The following is a 16,812-nucleotide window of genomic DNA, read 5'->3' as shown; positions in this document are numbered from 1 at the left end:
GGCTTGTCGCAAGATTTTCACAGTTACCGACGCACTCACAACTGCCACGCCCACCGGTTGAGCGGCGCCATGATTGGCCTGATTGAAGGTTAGACTTGCCGCTGCCAAGATTCATTACTTGACGCGTCGTCTCTTGGAAAGTGTCAGCCGCCGGTCATGCTCATATGCCGCGCAACGGCGGGGCGGTTGTGGCGGCGGTCGATGATGAAGTCATGGCCCTTCGGCTTGCGGGCGATGGCGTCGTCGATGGCCTGATCGAGCAGCGCGTGCGTTCCCTCGCGCAGAGGCGTCCTCAAATCGGCCACGTCCTCCTGGCCAAGGCACATGAAGAGCTGGCCCGTGCAGGTGAGCCGCACGCGGTTGCAGCTCTCGCAAAAATTGTGGCTCAGAGGTGTAATGAAACCCAGGATGCCGCCCGTCTCGCGCACACGCACATAACGCGCCGGGCCGCCGCTCCGCTCTGCGAGGTCGTCCAGCGTGTAGCGGTCCATGAGGCGGGCGCGGACCTGTGAGAGCGGCAGAAACTGGTCGACACGCTGCGTCTCGACTTCTCCGAGGGGCATCACCTCGATCAGGGTGAGATCCATGCCGCGCCCGTGCGCCCATTCCATCAGGGCTTCGATCTCGTCCTCGTTCGTGCCTTTGAGCGCGACCGCGTTGATCTTGATCTTGAGCCCTGCTCCTTGCGCGGCGTCGAGCCCTTCCATCACCCTCGCCAGATCGCCCCAGCGGGTGATCTGTCGAAATTTGGCGGGGTCGAGCGTGTCGAGCGAAACGTTCACCCGCTTCACGCCACACTGCGCCAGCTCCGAAGCGTAGCGGGCAAGCTGAGAGCCGTTTGTGGTCAACGTCAGTTCGTCGAGTGCTCCGGAAGCGAGGTGGCGGGACAGCGCCTGAAACAGGCTCATGATGTTCCGCCGCACCAAAGGTTCGCCACCCGTAATACGCAATTTGCGTACACCCCGCTCGACGAACACGGTGCAAAGGCGGTCCAGTTCCTCGAGGGTGAGAAGGTCGCGCTTGGGGAGAAACGCCATGTCCTCAGACATGCAATAGACGCAGCGAAAATCGCAGCGGTCTGTCACGGAAACCCGTAGATAGGAGATGGCACGGCCGAACGGATCGATCAGGGGAGGGCGGCTCCCGATCGCCATTGTTTCAGCGGATGGTTCCCACAGCGCAGACAACATCACTCCCGTTTGCCCAGCCGCGGGCTTGCTCATACCCTAGATGTCGGCCAGGACTGCCGGAAGATCAAGAACGGAAAAGACAGGAAGAATCATGACATCCGAGCGTTGGCCGACGGAACTCCGCCTCAGCAAGGACAAGCGCAGCCTGCACATCGCTTTCGACAACGGCGAGGCTTTCGACCTGTCTGCGGAATATTTGCGCATCGCCTCGCCATCCGCCGAGGTTCAGGGGCACAGCCCCGCCGAGCGGAAGACCGTTCCGGGCAAACGCGATGTCGAGATCATGAAGATCGACCCCATCGGCAATTACGCCGTGAAGCTCACCTTCGACGACATGCACGATACGGGCATTTATGGCTGGGGCTATCTCCACGAGCTTGGCCGGGACAAGGGCGCGAAATGGGACGCCTACCTCGCCGAACTCGCCGCCAAGGGACTCTCTCGCGATCCCGTGCGGCGGTAAAAAAAGGGCCGGCAGGGTTGCCGGCCTTGGAGGGTCTTCGGAGGGAAATTCTTCGGAGCGTTCAGCGCTGCACGACAACCCGGGCGCCGACTTTCGCGCGGTTGTAGAGGTCGATCACATCATCGTTCGTCATACGGATGCAGCCTGACGACACGGCTTGGCCGATGGTGTCCGGTTCGTTCGAGCCGTGAATGCGATAGATCGTGCTGCCGATATAGAGGGCGCGCGCGCCGAGCGGGTTTTCCGGGCCGCCGGTCATGTAGCGCGGCAGATCGGGACGGCGCTTGAGCATCTGCGCCGGCGGACGCCAATCCGGCCACTCACGCTTCATGGTGACGCTGTGCGCGCCGCCCCAGGTAAAGCCGGGGCGGCCGACACCGACGCCGTAGCGAACGGCCTGACCGTTGCCGAGCACGTAGTAGAGGCGGCGGTCGGAGGTGGAGACGACAATCGTGCCGGGAGCATAGCGGCCGTCGTAAGCGACGATCTCGCGCGGAATGGGTGCTGCCTGCGCCTGGAAAGACTCTTCTCCGCTATAGAGCGGCTGGCGCGTCAGCGGATCGATTTCGGTGAAAGCCGCAGCCGGTGTCGCAAGGGCGACGACGGCGCAAGCAAGCCCGTAGAGGGCAGCGCGAGTGCGTCCCATGTTAGCCTCGAAAATGTTTCAAAGATTGATCGCGTCCGGTTTTTTCTAAACGCGACAGCCCCGTTTCAGATCCGTGTCATAACAGAGGTTTTGAACGGCTTCCTAGGGCATGGCTGCTATGACTTTGACGCGTCGTTAATCAGGTCTTAGGCCCCAGCCGCCGCAACCGCCGTGGCAGCTTGAGCGGTCATTCTTGCTCCCGGCGGCAAGGATCGGCTTGACGTATGGGGTTTTGTGCCCGTAGAAGGCGCTCACCGGGCGCGTAGCTCAGCGGGAGAGCATTCGCTTCACACGCGAAGGGTCACAGGTTCAATCCCTGTCGCGCCCACCATTTCCTTCCGGTTTTGAAGACTTCACGATTGCGTGTGCCGCGCGGCATGCGCAGCTTCGCGCGCGCCTTCGGCTCGCATCGGCCTGCGAATCAGGCCGCGGCCCGCTTCTTCAGCAGCGACATGGTCGCGCAGAACAGATCGTCGAAATGGTCGATCACGATATCCGGCCCGAGTTTCTCGACCGGAACATCCGTGTATCCGAAGGGAACGGCGATGGAGGGGATGTTCGCGGCCTTGGCGGTTTCGATATCCGTTTTTGAATCGCCGATCATCACCGCCTGGCGCGGATCGCCCCCGGCGCGCTCGATGGTCATGAGCAGATGGCGCGGGTCGGGCTTGAAGAAGGGGAAGGTGTCGCGCCCGCAATTGGCGGCGAAGCGGCGGCTGACGCCGAGCGCCTCGACGAGCTTGACCGAGTGCTCCTCCACCTTGTTCGTGCAGATCGCGAGCACGAAGCCGGCTTTCTCGAGATCGAGAAGCGCCCGCTTGACTCCCGGAAACAACTCTGTCCGGACGCGGATGTTCTCGCCGTAATGCACCATGAAGAGGCTGAACAGTTCTTCCAGCCGCTCAGGAGGGACCTCCCGTCCGGCTGCGGCGAAACCGCGCTCGATGAGGGCGCGCGCGCCGGCTCCGATCATGTCCCGCGCTTTCTCGAGGGGGAGCGGGGCCAGTCCTTCCCGGGCGAGGACCACGTTCAGGGTCGCGATCAGGTCACCCGCCGTGTCGGCCAGCGTTCCATCGAGATCGAAGACGGCTATCGGGGGAAGAAATGGGACCATGTGTCCTGGCTAACTTTTGGGAGCAGGGGAATCAAGCACGGCGATGGTATGCTGCCTTCCTGATTCGATTTGCCCGAGGGAGACAAGGATGCGGCGGACCTGTCTGGGGACCCATTGTGCAGGATTAATGGTTGCCGGAATGTTAGCAGCTCCGGCGCTTGCGGCTCCTTACGATTTCGTGCCCGCTCCACAGACCGACCTGAACCGCCTCTACCGGGTCGAGCGGGTCACGGGCGAGGTCAGCTCCTGCCAGTACGGCCTTCAGGAAGGGACGATCGGCGTGACGCTGTGTTACGGCCCCGGCGAGGGCGCGGGCCCGCAAACGCCCGGCGAATATGGTCTTGTCGCCTCCCGGCACGACCGTGAGGGCGGCGTGTTCCGGGTCAATTACCGGACCGGCGACATGAGCGTTTGCTACGTTTTCGATGAGAAGGTCGTCTGCACGCCGCAGACCAGCCCCTCCGCACCGGCTCCGGCGGCACCCACCGCCGCGACCCCCGGCGCGCGCTCGGGGACGGCTTCCCCGCAAAAGCCCTGAGCTTCAAAGAAGCGCATTCCCTTGCGAAGCGACTATCGTTATGGAGTTTCATGACGGGCGAAAGAAGGTCGCGAGGCCATTCCCCGGCTTGCGGAAGCGCGGAAAAACGATATGGACCGGCAAGGGATGAAACGTGTCATGGAAGGGGCTGGCTTTGCTGGCCTTATCGCCGTGCGCTTTTCCTCCCGCATTTCGGACCTGTTGCAAGGAGCGATCCGTGAGCAATGAATTGAAGCGCGCGGCTGCCGAGCGCGCGGTGGCCCTGGTCACAGACGGCATGCGTCTCGGCATCGGTACAGGTTCCACGGCAGCCTTTTTCGTCACGGCGCTCGCCGAGCGGGTGCGCAAGGGGTTGCGCGTCGTCGGCGTGCCGACGTCGGAAGCGACCCGTGCCCAGGCCGAGCGGGAGGGCGTTCCGCTCACCACCCTCGACGAGACCCCGGAACTCGACCTTACCGTCGACGGCGCCGATGAACTCGACGACCAGCTCCGCCTCATCAAGGGCGGCGGCGGCGCCTTGCTGCGCGAGAAGATCGTCGCGGCTGCAAGCGCCCGCATGGTCGTCATCGCCGACGGGTCGAAGCGCGTGGCTCCGCTCGGACGCTTCCCGCTCCCCATCGAGGTCGTCCCGTTCGGCCTGAAAGCGACGGAACACGCGATCGCGCGTCTTTTGAAGGAGCAGGGGCTGCCCGCCGACCTGCGCCTGAGACGGGCCGCGAATGCGGAGCCCTTCGTCACCGATGGCGGGCACTACATTTTCGACGCTCATGTGGAACGGATCGGCGATCCCGAGCGTCTTGCCGCCTCGCTCAACACCATCCCCGGCGTTGTCGAGCACGGTTTATTCATCGGCCTTGCCACCGGCGCGATCCTTGCGACGGCGGATGGGCTTGTCGAACTCGGTCAGGTCTGACCATAAGTCTCAATTGATTGGAGCCCACTCTATGATCCGTTCCGCTTCCCGTTTCGCAGCGACGTCCTTCGCGCTGTTCATGCTTGCGAGCCCTGTTCTGGCGCAGCAGGCTCCCCAGCCGTCTGCGGGACACCTCGCCCTTGCCCGCGAGGTCGCCATCACATCAGGCATGACGCGTTCCATCGATGCGATGTCCGGCCCGCTTCTGGCACAGCTGCAGCAAATGAGCGTGACCCGTCCGGAGGTCCAGAAGGATCTCGAGCAGGTCGTTGAGCAGCTGAAGCCCGAACTTGAGCTGCAGAAGCAGAAGATGATCGACACGACCGCGAAGATTTTTGCGTCGCGCCTGACGGAGGCCGAACTCAAGGACATTTCGACGTTCTACAAGTCGCCCACCGGTCAGAAGTATGTTCAGATCCAGCCGCTTCTTCTCGACGACATCGTGAACGAGCTCGCCACCTGGACGCAGAACGTCGCCGAATACATCATGATCCGCGCCCGCGCGGAGATGGGCAAGCGCGGTCACCAGCTGAACTGAGAGCTGTTTGCTCTGACAACGAAAAAGGCCCGGCAAATGCCGGGCCTTTCTTTTTTGTCTTTTGGGGAAGAGGAGAGCTTCAGGCTCAGTCCTCTTCCGCCTTGAAGCGGCTCATGCCCTTGAGCGCGAAGGGCAGCACGAGAGCGATCAAGGCGATGGCGAGCAAGGTCGCGGAGATCGGGCTCTGCACCAGCACGAGCGGATCGCCGAGGCTGATGGAAAGCGCGCGGCGAAGCTGGCTCTCCGCGATGGGGCCGAGGATCAGGCCCACAACCACTGGTGCGATGGGATAGTCGAACCGACGCATCAGGAAGCCCATCACGCCGAAAACGCCGAGCATCGTCAACTCCACGACGGAGGGCTTGGCGGCGATGGTGCCCATCGTCGCGAACACCAGAATGCCTGCATAGAGCCACGGCTGCGGGATGGCGAGGAGCCGGACCCACAGGCCCACCAGCGGCAGGTTCAGCACCAGCAGCATGGCGTTGGCGATGAACAGGCTGGCGATGAGACCCCACACCAGTTCCGGTCGCTCCGCAAAGAGCAGCGGACCGGGATTGAGCCCGTATTGCTGGAAGCCCGCCAGCATCATCGCGGCGGTTGCCGAGGTCGGCAGGCCGAGGGCGAGCAGAGGCACGAGCGTGCCCGCCGCCGAAGCATTGTTTGCGGCCTCTGGGCCGGCAACGCCTTCAATGGCCCCGTGCCCGAACTCCTCCGGATACTTCGTCAGGCGCTTTTCCGTGGAATAGGACAGGAAGGTCGGAATTTCCGCACCGCCTGCGGGCAGGGCACCGATGGGGAAGCCGAACAGCGTGCCACGGATCCAGGGTTTCCACGAGCGCTTCCAATCCTCCTTCGTCATCCACAAGGAGCCGCGCACAGGTTCCAGCACCTCCTCCTGAATATGACGTCGGGAGGCGACATAGAGCGCCTCGCCCACGGCGAAGAGGCCTACCGCGAGGGTGGTGACCTCGACACCGTCGAGAAGCTCCGGCACGCCGAAGGTCATGCGGGACTGGCCGGTGAGCTTGTCGATGCCGACAAGGCCGAGCGCGAGACCGATGAAGAGGCTCGTCAATCCGCGCACGGGGGAATCGCCGAAGGTCGCCGAGACGGTGACAAACGCGACGCACATGAGCGCGAAGTAATCCTCCGGCCCGAATTTCACCGCGAGCTCGACCAGTGTCGGAGCCAGGAAGGCGAGGCCGAGGGTGGCGATGGTTCCGGCAACGAAGGAGCCGATGGCGGAGGTTGCGAGCGCGGGGCCGCCACGACCGGCCTTCGCCATCTTGTTGCCTTCGAGGGCTGTCGCCATCGAGGCGCTTTCGCCGGGCGTGTTGATGAGGATTGCGGTTGTCGAACCGCCATACATGCCGCCGTAATAGATGCCGGCGAACATGATGATCGAGCCGCCCGGATCGAGCTTGAAGGTGATCGGCAGAAGGAGTGCCACCGTCAGCGCGGGGCCGATGCCGGGCAGCACGCCGACGGCGGTGCCGAGCAGCACGCCGATGAGCGCGAAGAGCAGATTCATCGGCTGGATAGCGACGGTCAGGCCGTGTGCGAGAGCGAAAAATGCGTCCATGTCCGACCTCAGATCAGGCGCTCAAGCGGACCCATCGGCAGCGAGAGGGTCAGAAGCTTGGAGAAGAGAAGGTAGATCACGAGCCCGGCGACGAGGCCGATGATGAGATCGACGAGGAAGGCCCGCCGCCCGAAAGCCGCCGACGTCGCCACGAAGAGAACCGCCGTTGCTGGGATGAAGCCCCCGCCGAATTGAATCAGCGCGATGAGGCCGGCAAGACCGCCAATGATGAGAGTAATGGGCATCCAGCGTAAGGATTCGCGGCTGGGCAATCCGCCGCGAACCGCCATGAATGCGTTGCCGATGGCCAGGATGGCGAGGCCGATGGCGACCACGATGGGCATGGCTTTGGGGCCGACGCCGTAGACGGAGGAGAGCTGGAGGCTGGTCATGTCACGCCAGATCAGGCCTGCGAGGATCAGGAGGCCGGCGGCGATGACGAGACCCGCGACATCGACACGCTTGGGTGTTCGTGTGGTCATGGGGGTTCCTGAATGAAGAAGCGCCGCGTTGTGCGGCGCTTCGGAGCTTCTTGTTGTGAGGGCTTATTAAGGCTTCACAAGGCCGACCGAGGTCAAGACCTCCTTGGTGCGGGTCTGATCGTCGGCCAGGAACTTGGCGAAGGCGTCGCCCGAGAGATAGGCGTCGTCCCAGCCCTTCTGCTTCAGGATCTCAGCCCATTCCTTCGACTTCGCGAGCTTGTCGACGACCTCGGTCAGAGCCTTCTTCTGGTCGGCCGTGATGCCGGGAGGGGCCACGACCGCGCGCCAGTTGGCGATTTCGAGATCGACGCCGTTCGCCTTGAGAGAAGGCATTTCGGCGGTGTTCTTCGAAGCCGGGGTGGTGAGGCCGATCAGGCGCAGCTTGCCCGCCTTGATCTGGCTTTCGAACTCGCCGTAGCCGGAGATGCCGGCGGTAACCTTGCCGCCGAGGATGGCCGCAAGCGACTCACCGCCGCCCGAGAACGGGATGTAGTTGATCTTCGTCGGGTCAGCGCCCGCCGCCTTGGCGAAGAGGGCGACCGCGATGTGGTCCACGCCGCCGGCCGAGCCGCCGGCCCAGGTCACCTTCGCCGGGTCGGCCTTTACTGCCGCCGCGAGGTCCTTGGCAGTCTTGATCGGCGAATCGGTGGGAACGACGATGGCCTCGTACTCGCCGGTCAGGCGGGCGATGGGCGTCGTCTGGTCGAGGGTGACGGGCGACTTGTTGGTGAGGAGAGCGCCGACCATCACATAGCCCATGACCATGAGCTGGTTGCCGTCACCCTTGGAGCTGTTGACGAGCTGCGCGATGCCGATGGAGCCGCCCGCGCCGGGAACGTTCGTGACCTGGACGCTCTTGGCGAGGCCCGCCTGGGTCAGGGCCTGCTGCATCGAGCGGGCGGTCTGGTCCCAGCCGCCGCCCGGCGCTGCGGGGGCCATGATCTTGAGTTCGGCCTGCGCCATCGCCGAAGTCGCCAGGCCGAGAGCCGCCGCCGTCAGCGCGCCGCGCCACAAACCTTTTCCGGTCAATTTCATCGTGTTTCCTCCTCAGAAACGCTTGGCTAGTGTTAAGTTCCCGAGCCTAGTGGCGAAGTCGCGTTGCGGCAAGCTGCCAAGGCTTTATCGCCATTCAACCTTCGCTTAAGACCAGTGCCGTGACCGCTCCAACCGAATCCTCTCGAACACCCCCGGTTTCCGCCACCTGCATCGCGGATGTGTTTTGGCGCATCTCCATGGTGCTGCTGGCGCTGATGCCGCTCGGCATGACCATCGCGCACCGTTCCAGTCCGCTCTTCCTCGGCCTGAGCGCGGCCTTTGCCGTGTCTGCGCTGGCGCTCGAGGGGGGCTTCAAGGGCTTGATTGCCGAGGCCCGGCACGCCTTGAGAACGACCCTCGGCCTTGCGGCCCTTGTTTTCGCGGCGTGGGGTTTCCTCTCTCTCATCTGGAGTGAGGTACGGGAGACGTCCTTCTCGGCTCTCCTCGAATTCTGGCTGCCTGTCGTCTTTGCCTTTATCCTCAGCCTGACCTTGTCGAAGCGCATGACGAACGGCGCGTTCTGGACGCTCGCCATCGCCATCGCCGTCGCGCAGTTCATCATGCTGCTCGATCTCAGGACGGGGCTCGAAGTGCGCCAGGCGCTACGCATGCGCTTCGACAGCTACATCTTCAATCGCCCGAGCCTCACCCTCATGGTCCTGCTCCCGCCGCTTATGGCCTGGTTCTGGCGTTCCGTGCGCGGCGGGGTAGGGCTGAGTCTCGCCTTCTCCGCGCTGATCGGTCTCGCTATCGCCAATTCCGACAGTGGTGCGGCGGCCATCGGCCTGCCGGTGGCGGTTCTCGCCTGCGGGGCGACCCTCATCGCGCCGCGCCTCGCGGTCCTTTGCGGCAAGATCGGCATCGTCGCGGCCCTCGTGCTCGCGCCGGTGGCTGGGCCGCTGGCGGACCGGTTCATTCCGGCTTCCGTGCATGAGCATCTGGCCACAAACCATTCGCGCGACCGGGTGAATATCTGGCTCAGCTTCGATGCCGCCATCCATGAGGACCCCATTCTCGGAGCGGGTTTTGGCGCGAGCACTCGCCTCGGAGAGACAAGCGTCGCCGAGCGCGTGTCTCCGGAGCGGCGGGTTCTGCTGAACGTCGGGCATCCCCACAACGCCGCGCTGCAGATCTGGGTCGAACTTGGCCTGATCGGGGCCATTCTCGCCGCTGCGGTCGGTTTCCTGACGCTGGACGCCATTGCCCGGCAGCCGAAAGTCATCAGGGCTCTCAGTCTTGGCCTGATGGCGAGCGCGGTGATCGTCGCGATGATCGGGCATGGGGCATGGCAGGGGTGGTGGGCCTCCGCCCTTGGCGCGGCCGTGGTATGGTTGCAGGCGGCCAAACACCTTTCCGACAAGCGCCTTCCCGAGGAGATGAAGTCATGAGTTCCTTCGACGTCGACCTTTTCGTGATCGGTGCCGGCTCGGGCGGCGTTCGCGCGGCGCGCATTGCCGCCGGCTATGGCGCGAAGGTCGTGGTGGCGGAGGAATATCGGGTCGGCGGCACCTGCGTCATTCGCGGTTGCGTGCCGAAAAAGCTGATGGTCTACGCCAGCCGCTTCGCCGACGAGTTTCAGGAGGCCGCCGGTTTCGGCTGGACGGTGCCGGAAGCAAAGTTCGACTGGGCGACCCTGATCCGCAACAAGGACAAGGAAATCGACCGGCTGGAGGGCATCTACCGTGCCAACCTGGAAAAGGCGGGCGTCGAGATCCTCGACAGCCGCGCGGTGATCGAGGATCCGCATACGGTGCGGCTTGAGCGAACCGGCACACTGGTCCGCGCCCGCACTATCCTCGTTGCCGTCGGCGCTCATCCGACGATGGAGCCGCCGATCCCGGGTGGCGATCTCGCGATCACCTCCAACGAGGTCTTCCATCTGGAAACGCTGCCGAAGCGCATTCTGGTAATCGGCGGCGGTTACATCGCCGTGGAGTTCGCGGGTGTCTTCGCGGGGCTCGGCAGCGAGACGACGCTGCTGCACCGGGGCGACAAGCTCCTGCGCGGGTTCGACGAGGACGTGCGCGATGCGCTTGGCGATGCTTATGCCCGCCGTGGCATCAACCTCGCCCTGTCGAAAACCCTTTCGCGGCTGGACAAGCGCGCCGACGGCAGCATCGCCGCGACCCTGTCGGATGGGACCATTGCCGTGTTCGACCAGGTTCTGGTCGCGACCGGGCGCCGCCCGAACACGAAGGGGCTCGGCCTGGAGAAGGCCGGCATTACCCTCGATCAGGCGGGCGCAATCCCCGTCGATGCCTATTCGCGGAGCGTTATCCCCTCGATCTATGCGGTCGGCGACGTGACGAACCGGGCAAACCTCACGCCCATCGCCATTCGTGAGGGCCACGCCTTTGCCGACACGGTCTTCGGTAGCAAGCCCGTCATGGTCGATCACTCGCTGATTCCGACGGCGGTGTTCTCGACGCCCGAGATCGGGGTCATCGGCTGCACGGAAACGCTTGCAGAGGCTCGCTATGGCGAGATCGAGATCTTCAAGACCTCGTTCCGCTCCATGAAGGCGACCCTATCCGGCTCCCACGACCGGGTTTTGATGAAGATTATCGTCGACAAGGCAACCGACAAGGTGGTCGGTGTCCACATCGTGGGCGAGGGGGCGGGCGAAATGATCCAGGTCGCCGGCATCGCCGTCACGATGGGCGCGACCAAGGCCGATTTCGACCGCACCGTCGCCGTGCACCCCACCGCCGCCGAGGAACTGGTGACCATGCGCACCCCCTTCGCGGTCAGGAAGGCCGTGGCGGCAGAGTAATAAGGCGGACGATAGGGAAGGTCGCCTATCCTTGGCCCAGAGAAATAAAATTACGAACAGCCAAGCCTGAAGATAAGGATAGATCGCGACGCACCTTATGCTCGCCTTTTTTGTTTCCTTGTGTATAGGTGCCCGTTCGCCCCGCATGGTGCGGTGCGCGACAAAGAACTTTGGAGACACGGGGTAAGTGTCATGACTGAGCGGTGGACGCCTGATAGCTGGAGAGCGAAGAAGATCCAGCAGGTGCCGGCCTATCCGGACCTTGAGGCACTCGAGAACGTTGAGCAGCAGCTCGCGGGCTTTCCTCCGCTGGTTTTTGCAGGCGAGGCGCGCAAGCTGAAACGCCATCTGGCGAAGGTCGCCAAGGGCGAGGCTTTCCTGCTGCAGGGCGGGGACTGCGCCGAAAGCTTCGCTGAGCATTCCGCCGACAACATCCGCGATTTCTTCCGCCTGTTCCTGCAGATGGCCGTGGTTCTCACCTTCGGCGGTTCCTCGCCCGTGGTGAAGATCGGCCGGTCCGCTGGCCAGTTCGCCAAGCCACGCTCTGCCGATACCGAGACCGTGGACGGCGTCGAATTGCCGAGCTACCGGGGCGACATCATCAACGATATCGCCTTCACGCCGGAATCGCGCATTCCCGATCCGCGCCGCCAGCTCATGGCCTATCGCCAGTCGGCGGCGACGCTCAACCTCATCCGCGCCTTCGCGACGGGCGGCTATGCGAACCTTGAGAACGCCCATCGCTGGATGCTTGGCTTCGTGAAGGATTCGCCGCAATCCTCCCGCTACAGCGAGCTGGCGCAGCGCATCACCGAGAGCCTCGACTTCATGCGGGCCATCGGCATCGACCCCGAGACGCATCCCGAAATGCGCTCGACGGAGTTCTACACGAGCCATGAAGCGCTGCTCCTCGGTTACGAGCAGGCCCTGACCCGCGTCGATTCCACGACGGGCGACTGGTATGCCACGTCCGGCCATATGCTCTGGATCGGCGACCGCACGCGCCAGAGCGACCACGCGCATGTGGAATACATGCGCGGCATCAAGAACCCCATCGGCTTGAAGTGTGGTCCGTCCCTGACGCCGGACGGCCTGTTGAAGCTCATCGACCAATTGAACCCGGACGACGAGCCCGGCCGTCTCACGCTCATCGCGCGCTTCGGCTCCGACAAGGTGGCCGAGCACCTGCCGGCGCTTGTCCGCGCGGTGAAGCGGGAAGGGCGCACGGTCGTGTGGTCATGCGACCCGATGCACGGCAACACGATCAAGGCGGCCTCCGGCTACAAGACGCGCCCGTTCGAGCGCGTCATGGGCGAGGTGCGCGACTTCTTCGCCGTCCATCAGGCGGAAGGCACGCATGCGGGCGGCATCCATCTGGAGATGACCGGCAAGAACGTCACCGAATGCACCGGCGGCGCGCGGGCTCTCACGGATGCGGACCTGAGCGACCGCTACCACACCTATTGCGACCCGCGCCTCAACGCGGAGCAGGCGCTGGAAATCGCCTTCCTCACCGCCGAGCTCATCAAGCGTGAGCACCAGTCACGCGAGCGCCCGGCTGCCGAAGCGGCTGAGTGAGCAAGAGGTCGAGCAAGGGCGGCGTTGACTTGCAATTCGTCGCCGCCCATATTGTTCGCAGAAGCCGAACACAGTTTTGAGGTGAGAACGGCCTCCTCACGCGCCTGAAGGACATGTCTGACAGGCAAAGTAGCTGCTAACGCGGTGAAGAGATCCGGAAGTGGGCGACCCGGCAAAGTTCGTGTTCAAAGGCTTTTAAGGGGCTCCGAGAGATCGGGGCCCTTTATCGTTTCAGGGCTATCTTCAGGTAACCCTTCTCCCTGCGGCTTTGGGCTTTCTTTCTGGAAATTGGATAAAAACTGGCGATGCGGTAACGACCGTCCAGATCTGTTTCGATGCTGATTGCTACCAATAAAAATGATTCAGGTAGAATTGCGCCGCCGATAATCTCGATCTTTCCTTCGTTGCGGAAATCATCCCCGACATAAAGGGGATCGGCGATCACGGAGGCAAGAAGAGGCAGGCAAGTCTCATAGTCTTCCGGGTGTCGGTTGGCGGCATGTCGTTGCGCAGCAGAGGTGAGAATGACACTGCCCGCGTCGAGCTCGATCCCGATTGTCCATCTGATGACTTCGGTGGGGAGAGGACCGAGGATGAGATCGGGTCGCTTTGATGGCTTTTTGCTCATGCTTCGAAAGGGATTAGGCCCCTTAACCGAGGCAATTTTCTTATCCCATGACTTCGCGGGAATTTACAGCCCCGGTCGCTCTCCATGCCGGGCTCGAAGCCCTGTCACGACAGGCAACCGGCTTCTCAAGAGCGCGCAAGGCTTCTATGACGTGTTGCTGTGAATTGGAGCGCGCGCTACATGCGCTTTGAAATGGCCAAAGAACCGCTCAAGAACTCTCTCAGGATCGCCCTCGCGCAGCTCAACCCCATCGTTGGCGATGTGGAGGGGAACGAGGCGAAGGCCCGTGCCGCCCGCGCGGAGGCGGCAAGGCTCGGGGCCGACATCGTCATGTATTCCGAGCTTTTCCTCGCCGGGTACCCGGCGGAGGATCTGGTTCTCAAGCCCGCCTTTCAGGACGCCTGCCGCCTCGCACTGACACGGCTTGCGAAGGAAACGGCCGATGGCGGCCCGGCCATGCTCGTCGGCCTGCCGTGGAAGGAATACGAGAACCTCTACAACGCCTATGCGTTGCTCGACGGTGGCGAGATCGCATCGATCCGGTTCAAGGCGGACCTGCCGAATTACGGCGTCTTCGATGAGAAGCGCATTTTCGATGCAGGCGAACTTGCGGGGCCCGTGAGCTTTCGCGGCGTCAGGCTCGGCCTGCCGATCTGCGAGGACATCTGGGGCGAGGAAGTCGTGGAGTGTCTTGCTGAGACCGGGGCCGAAATCCTTCTCGTGCCGAACGGTTCGCCCTATTGGCGCGGCAAGACGGAAGAGCGTTTCAACATCGCCGCCGCGCGCGTGACGGAAAGCGGGCTGCCGCTCGTTTATCTCAACGCCGTCGGCGGTCAGGACGAGCTTGTTTTCGACGGCGCGTCCTTTGTCCTCAACGCCGATTCATCGCTCGCCTGTCAGCTTCCGGCGTTTCGGGAAACCGTCGCCTTGACAGTGTGGGAGCGCCAGGGCGAGCGGTGGGCCTGCATCGAGGCTCCGAAGGAGACCATCGAGGAAGGGCAGGAGGCGGATTACGCGGCTTGTGTGCTCGGTCTTCGCGATTACGTGGAAAAGAACCGCTTCCCCGGCGTGGTGCTTGGCCTCTCGGGTGGCGTCGATTCCGCTCTGTGCGCCACGATGGCGGTGGATGCGCTCGGAGCCTCGCGCGTTCACGCGATCATGATGCCGTATCGCTACACGTCCGCGGATTCGCTCACGGACGCAGCCGACTGCGCCAATTCGCTTGGCATCCGCTATGATATCCTGCCCATCGCGGAGGCGGTCGAAGGCTTCGAGACGATCCTTCAGCCGCTCTTCGCGGGACGGCCGCGCGATATCACCGAAGAAAACCTCCAGAGCCGCACGCGCGGCACGCTTCTCATGTCGGTTTCGAACAAGCTCGGATCGATGGTGGTGACCACCGGCAACAAGTCCGAAATGTCGGTCGGCTACGCCACGCTCTACGGTGACATGAACGGCGGGTTCAACCCGATCAAGGACATCTACAAGCTGGAGGTGTTCGCGCTCTGCACCTTGCGCAACCAGTGGAAACCGACAGGCGCACTGGGGCCGGACGGCGCCGTCATTCCTCAACGCATCATCACCAAGCCGCCGAGTGCAGAACTGCGCGAGAACCAGAAGGACGAGGACTCGCTGCCGCCTTATCCGATTCTCGACGATATTCTCGAATGCCTCGTGGAACACGAAATGCGGATCTCCGACATCGTCGCCAAGGGGCATGACGTGGAGACCGTGAAGAAGATCGAGCGGCTTCTCGCCATCGCCGAATACAAGCGCCGCCAATCCGCGCCGGGTGTGAAGGTCACGAGGAAGAACTTCGGCCGTGACCGGCGCTATCCCATCGTCAATCGCTTCCGGGACGATGGGAGGCCCGCGCTGAAGATCGAAGAGAGCGCACCCGGTTTGAAGCCGCGACAAGCGGTTGTCGACGTGTAGTCCTCACCGCAGCCGTTGCATCCCGTTTCGCCTTTTGCCATAGGCCATTCATGTCCAAGCCCATCGTTCGCTTCGCCCCGTCTCCGACCGGGCTGATCCATATCGGCAACGCCCGCCAGGCCTTGATGAACGCGCTGTTCGCGCGGCGCGAGAAAGGCGTGTTTGTCCTGCGTTTCGACGATACGGACGTCGTTCGCTCCAGGCGCGAATATGCCGACGCCACGGAGGTTGATCTCGCCTGGCTCGGCACGCCGCCGGATGTCGTGGTGCGCCAGTCCGAGCGCGTGGATTTGTATGATGAAGCGGCGGACAAGTTGCGGAACGCAGGCCGCCTCTACCCTTGCTATGAGACGGCGGAGGAACTGGAGTTCCGCCGCAAGCGCCAGCTCGCGCGTGGCCTGCCACCGATCTATGACCGCGCGGCTTTGAAGCTGACGGAAGAAGAGCGGGAGAATCTCGAAGCCGAGGGCCGCAAGCCCCATTGGCGCTTCCGCCTCGATCACCGCATCGTCGCCTGGAACGACATGGTGCGCGGCGAATGCCACGTGGATTGCGCCTCGCTCTCAGACCCGATCCTCGTGCGCGAGGACGGCACTTATCTCTACACGTTGCCGTCCATCGTCGATGACGTCGATCTCAAGATCACGCACGTCATCCGGGGTGAGGACCACGTCACCAACACAGCGGTGCAGATCCAGATTTTCGAAGCGCTCGGCACGCATATGCCGCTCTTCGGGCACATCAACCTTCTCACCACCGCAAGCGGTGAGGGGCTCTCGAAGCGCCTCGGCCACCTCTCGCTGACGAGCCTGCGCGACGCCAGCATGGAGCCGCTGGCCGTGGCCGCTCTCGCGGTCCTCGTCGGCACGGCGGAATCCGTGCGGCCTGTCGCCAGTCTCGATGAACTCGCAAGCCTCATCGACTTCGCGCATATCTCGCGTGCGCCCGCGAAGTTCGACGAGCATGAGCTCGATCAGCTGAACGCGCGCCTCGTGCATGAAATGCCTTATGAGACAGCGCGTGAGCGGCTTGAGAAACTCGGCATCGGCGGCGGCGAGGCGTTCTGGCTGGCCGTGCGTACCAATCTCACCCGCCTGCCGGAAGCGGCGGAATGGTGGAAGGTCGTCGAAGGCCCGCTCTCACCCGTGATCGAGGACAAGGCCTTTGCCGAAGCGGCGCTCAAATTTCTCCCGCCCGCGCCATGGGATGCGACGACGTGGAAAACCTGGACCGAGGCCGTGAAGGCCGCGACCGGCTTGAAGGGCAAGGCTCTCTTCATGCCGCTGCGCCTTGCGCTCACCGGGCTCGACCACGGCCCCGAACTTGCTGTCCTTCTACCGCTGATCGGGCCCGAGAAAGCGCGCGCCCGTCTTTTGGGACAGGCGGCCTGACAG

The 16,812-nt window shown here is 63.4% G+C and carries 16 protein-coding genes and 1 tRNA gene; 10 read left to right on the top strand and 7 right to left on the bottom strand.

What is annotated here, in order from left to right; translation table 11 throughout:
• Positions 1 to 143: 143 nt before the first annotated feature.
• Entirely contained in the window at positions 144 to 1,154 is a 1,011-nt protein-coding gene (gene moaA, locus DQW91_RS07890) for a GTP 3',8-cyclase MoaA (protein WP_112663065.1), read from the bottom strand.
• 127 nt (positions 1,155 to 1,281) lie between these two features.
• Between moaA and DQW91_RS07885 the strand changes: the two genes are divergently transcribed.
• Positions 1,282 to 1,653: a gamma-butyrobetaine hydroxylase family protein gene (locus DQW91_RS07885; protein WP_112663064.1), complete on the top strand. Its 372-nt coding sequence runs from the start codon at positions 1,282 to 1,284 to the stop codon at positions 1,651 to 1,653.
• A gap of 61 nt (positions 1,654 to 1,714) precedes the next feature.
• Here DQW91_RS07885 and DQW91_RS07880 read toward each other — a convergent pair whose 3' ends face one another.
• Positions 1,715 to 2,299: a L,D-transpeptidase gene (locus tag DQW91_RS07880; protein ID WP_112663063.1), complete on the bottom strand. Its 585-nt coding sequence runs from the start codon at positions 2,297 to 2,299 to the stop codon at positions 1,715 to 1,717.
• Between the two features lie 256 nt (positions 2,300 to 2,555).
• Here DQW91_RS07880 and DQW91_RS07875 point away from each other — a divergent pair.
• Positions 2,556 to 2,630 (top strand) — tRNA-Val (locus DQW91_RS07875).
• Positions 2,631 to 2,720: 90 nt separating this feature from the next.
• Here DQW91_RS07875 and gph read toward each other — a convergent pair.
• Positions 2,721 to 3,413 (bottom strand): phosphoglycolate phosphatase, encoded by a 693-nt coding sequence (gph, locus tag DQW91_RS07870; RefSeq protein ID WP_112663062.1) that lies wholly within the window; start codon positions 3,411 to 3,413, stop codon positions 2,721 to 2,723.
• 139 nt (positions 3,414 to 3,552) lie between these two features.
• Between gph and DQW91_RS07865 the strand changes: the two genes are divergently transcribed.
• The 3 genes from DQW91_RS07865 to DQW91_RS07855 all read left to right on the top strand — a co-directional run bounded on the left by DQW91_RS07865 (position 3,553) and on the right by DQW91_RS07855 (position 5,402).
• On the top strand, positions 3,553 to 3,951 hold the full coding sequence (locus DQW91_RS07865) for a hypothetical protein (protein ID WP_245410950.1): 399 nt from the start codon (positions 3,553 to 3,555) through the stop codon (positions 3,949 to 3,951).
• A 277-nt stretch (positions 3,952 to 4,228) separates the two neighbouring features.
• A complete protein-coding gene (gene rpiA / locus DQW91_RS07860; RefSeq protein ID WP_245410967.1) occupies positions 4,229 to 4,864 on the top strand; it encodes a ribose-5-phosphate isomerase RpiA in 636 nt (211 codons plus the stop codon).
• Between the two features lie 31 nt (positions 4,865 to 4,895).
• Positions 4,896 to 5,402 carry a DUF2059 domain-containing protein gene (locus DQW91_RS07855; RefSeq protein ID WP_157961371.1) on the top strand — a complete coding sequence of 169 codons (507 nt, stop codon included), beginning with the start codon at positions 4,896 to 4,898 and terminating at the stop codon, positions 5,400 to 5,402.
• Positions 5,403 to 5,487: 85 nt separating this feature from the next.
• On the opposite strand, the gene DQW91_RS07850 is transcribed toward DQW91_RS07855, so the two are convergent.
• The 3 genes from DQW91_RS07850 to DQW91_RS07840 form a co-directional block, all read right to left on the bottom strand.
• On the bottom strand, positions 5,488 to 6,987 hold the full coding sequence (locus DQW91_RS07850; protein WP_112663058.1) for a tripartite tricarboxylate transporter permease: 1,500 nt from the start codon (positions 6,985 to 6,987) through the stop codon (positions 5,488 to 5,490).
• An 8-nt stretch (positions 6,988 to 6,995) separates the two neighbouring features.
• Entirely contained in the window at positions 6,996 to 7,469 is a 474-nt protein-coding gene (locus DQW91_RS07845) for a tripartite tricarboxylate transporter TctB family protein (RefSeq protein WP_112663057.1), read from the bottom strand.
• Positions 7,470 to 7,535: 66 nt separating this feature from the next.
• Positions 7,536 to 8,504, bottom strand: coding sequence for a Bug family tripartite tricarboxylate transporter substrate binding protein (locus DQW91_RS07840; protein WP_112663056.1), 969 nt, complete (start codon positions 8,502 to 8,504; stop codon positions 7,536 to 7,538).
• A 119-nt stretch (positions 8,505 to 8,623) separates the two neighbouring features.
• Between DQW91_RS07840 and DQW91_RS07835 the strand changes: the two genes are divergently transcribed.
• The 3 genes from DQW91_RS07835 to DQW91_RS07825 all read left to right on the top strand — a co-directional run bounded on the left by DQW91_RS07835 (position 8,624) and on the right by DQW91_RS07825 (position 12,855).
• Positions 8,624 to 9,892, top strand: coding sequence for an O-antigen ligase family protein (locus tag DQW91_RS07835; protein ID WP_157961370.1), 1,269 nt, complete (start codon positions 8,624 to 8,626; stop codon positions 9,890 to 9,892).
• Entirely contained in the window at positions 9,889 to 11,277 is a 1,389-nt protein-coding gene (gene gor / locus DQW91_RS07830; RefSeq protein WP_112663054.1) for a glutathione-disulfide reductase, read from the top strand. The genes DQW91_RS07835 and gor overlap by 4 nt, the downstream gene beginning before the upstream one ends.
• Before the next feature lie 192 nt (positions 11,278 to 11,469).
• Complete coding sequence (locus tag DQW91_RS07825) at positions 11,470 to 12,855, top strand: class II 3-deoxy-7-phosphoheptulonate synthase (protein ID WP_112663053.1); 1,386 nt, start codon at positions 11,470 to 11,472, stop codon at positions 12,853 to 12,855.
• Positions 12,856 to 13,078: 223 nt separating this feature from the next.
• Here DQW91_RS07825 and DQW91_RS07820 read toward each other — a convergent pair whose 3' ends face one another.
• A complete protein-coding gene (locus DQW91_RS07820) occupies positions 13,079 to 13,483 on the bottom strand; it encodes a PBECR2 nuclease fold domain-containing protein (RefSeq protein ID WP_112663052.1) in 405 nt (134 codons plus the stop codon).
• 192 nt (positions 13,484 to 13,675) lie between these two features.
• On the opposite strand from DQW91_RS07820, the gene DQW91_RS07815 reads away from it, so the two are divergent.
• Both DQW91_RS07815 and gltX read left to right on the top strand, forming a co-directional pair.
• Positions 13,676 to 15,418: an NAD+ synthase gene (locus tag DQW91_RS07815; RefSeq protein WP_112663313.1), complete on the top strand. Its 1,743-nt coding sequence runs from the start codon at positions 13,676 to 13,678 to the stop codon at positions 15,416 to 15,418.
• A 50-nt stretch (positions 15,419 to 15,468) separates the two neighbouring features.
• The gene (gltX, locus tag DQW91_RS07810) at positions 15,469 to 16,809 is read left to right on the top strand and encodes a glutamate--tRNA ligase (protein WP_112663051.1); all 1,341 of its coding nucleotides are present in this window, start codon (positions 15,469 to 15,471) and stop codon (positions 16,807 to 16,809) included.
• Positions 16,810 to 16,812: the final 3 nt, after the last annotated feature.

This window comes from Microvirga flavescens (assembly GCF_003290125.1).
Classification (GTDB): domain Bacteria; phylum Pseudomonadota; class Alphaproteobacteria; order Rhizobiales; family Beijerinckiaceae; genus Microvirga; species Microvirga flavescens.
Note: the sequence above shows the minus strand (reverse complement) of the source record. Positions and strands in the feature narration are given on the sequence as shown.

Excerpts from the sequence above, each read along its gene's own strand:
- moaA (WP_112663065.1), bottom strand. The coding sequence starts at position 1,154 with ATGGCGATCGGGAGCCGCCCTCCCCTGATCGATCCGTTCGGCCGTGCC.
- DQW91_RS07885 (WP_112663064.1), top strand. The coding sequence starts at position 1,282 with ATGACATCCGAGCGTTGGCCGACGGAACTCCGCCTCAGCAAGGACAAG.
- DQW91_RS07880 (WP_112663063.1), bottom strand. The coding sequence starts at position 2,299 with ATGGGACGCACTCGCGCTGCCCTCTACGGGCTTGCTTGCGCCGTCGTC.
- gph (WP_112663062.1), bottom strand. The coding sequence starts at position 3,413 with ATGGTCCCATTTCTTCCCCCGATAGCCGTCTTCGATCTCGATGGAACG.
- DQW91_RS07865 (WP_245410950.1), top strand. The coding sequence starts at position 3,553 with ATGTTAGCAGCTCCGGCGCTTGCGGCTCCTTACGATTTCGTGCCCGCT.
- rpiA (WP_245410967.1), top strand. The coding sequence starts at position 4,229 with ATGCGTCTCGGCATCGGTACAGGTTCCACGGCAGCCTTTTTCGTCACG.
- DQW91_RS07855 (WP_157961371.1), top strand. The coding sequence starts at position 4,896 with ATGATCCGTTCCGCTTCCCGTTTCGCAGCGACGTCCTTCGCGCTGTTC.
- DQW91_RS07850 (WP_112663058.1), bottom strand. The coding sequence starts at position 6,987 with ATGGACGCATTTTTCGCTCTCGCACACGGCCTGACCGTCGCTATCCAG.
- DQW91_RS07845 (WP_112663057.1), bottom strand. The coding sequence starts at position 7,469 with ATGACCACACGAACACCCAAGCGTGTCGATGTCGCGGGTCTCGTCATC.
- DQW91_RS07840 (WP_112663056.1), bottom strand. The coding sequence starts at position 8,504 with ATGAAATTGACCGGAAAAGGTTTGTGGCGCGGCGCGCTGACGGCGGCG.
- gor (WP_112663054.1), top strand. The coding sequence starts at position 9,889 with ATGAGTTCCTTCGACGTCGACCTTTTCGTGATCGGTGCCGGCTCGGGC.
- DQW91_RS07825 (WP_112663053.1), top strand. The coding sequence starts at position 11,470 with ATGACTGAGCGGTGGACGCCTGATAGCTGGAGAGCGAAGAAGATCCAG.
- DQW91_RS07820 (WP_112663052.1), bottom strand. The coding sequence starts at position 13,483 with ATGAGCAAAAAGCCATCAAAGCGACCCGATCTCATCCTCGGTCCTCTC.
- DQW91_RS07815 (WP_112663313.1), top strand. The coding sequence starts at position 13,676 with ATGGCCAAAGAACCGCTCAAGAACTCTCTCAGGATCGCCCTCGCGCAG.
- gltX (WP_112663051.1), top strand. The coding sequence starts at position 15,469 with ATGTCCAAGCCCATCGTTCGCTTCGCCCCGTCTCCGACCGGGCTGATC.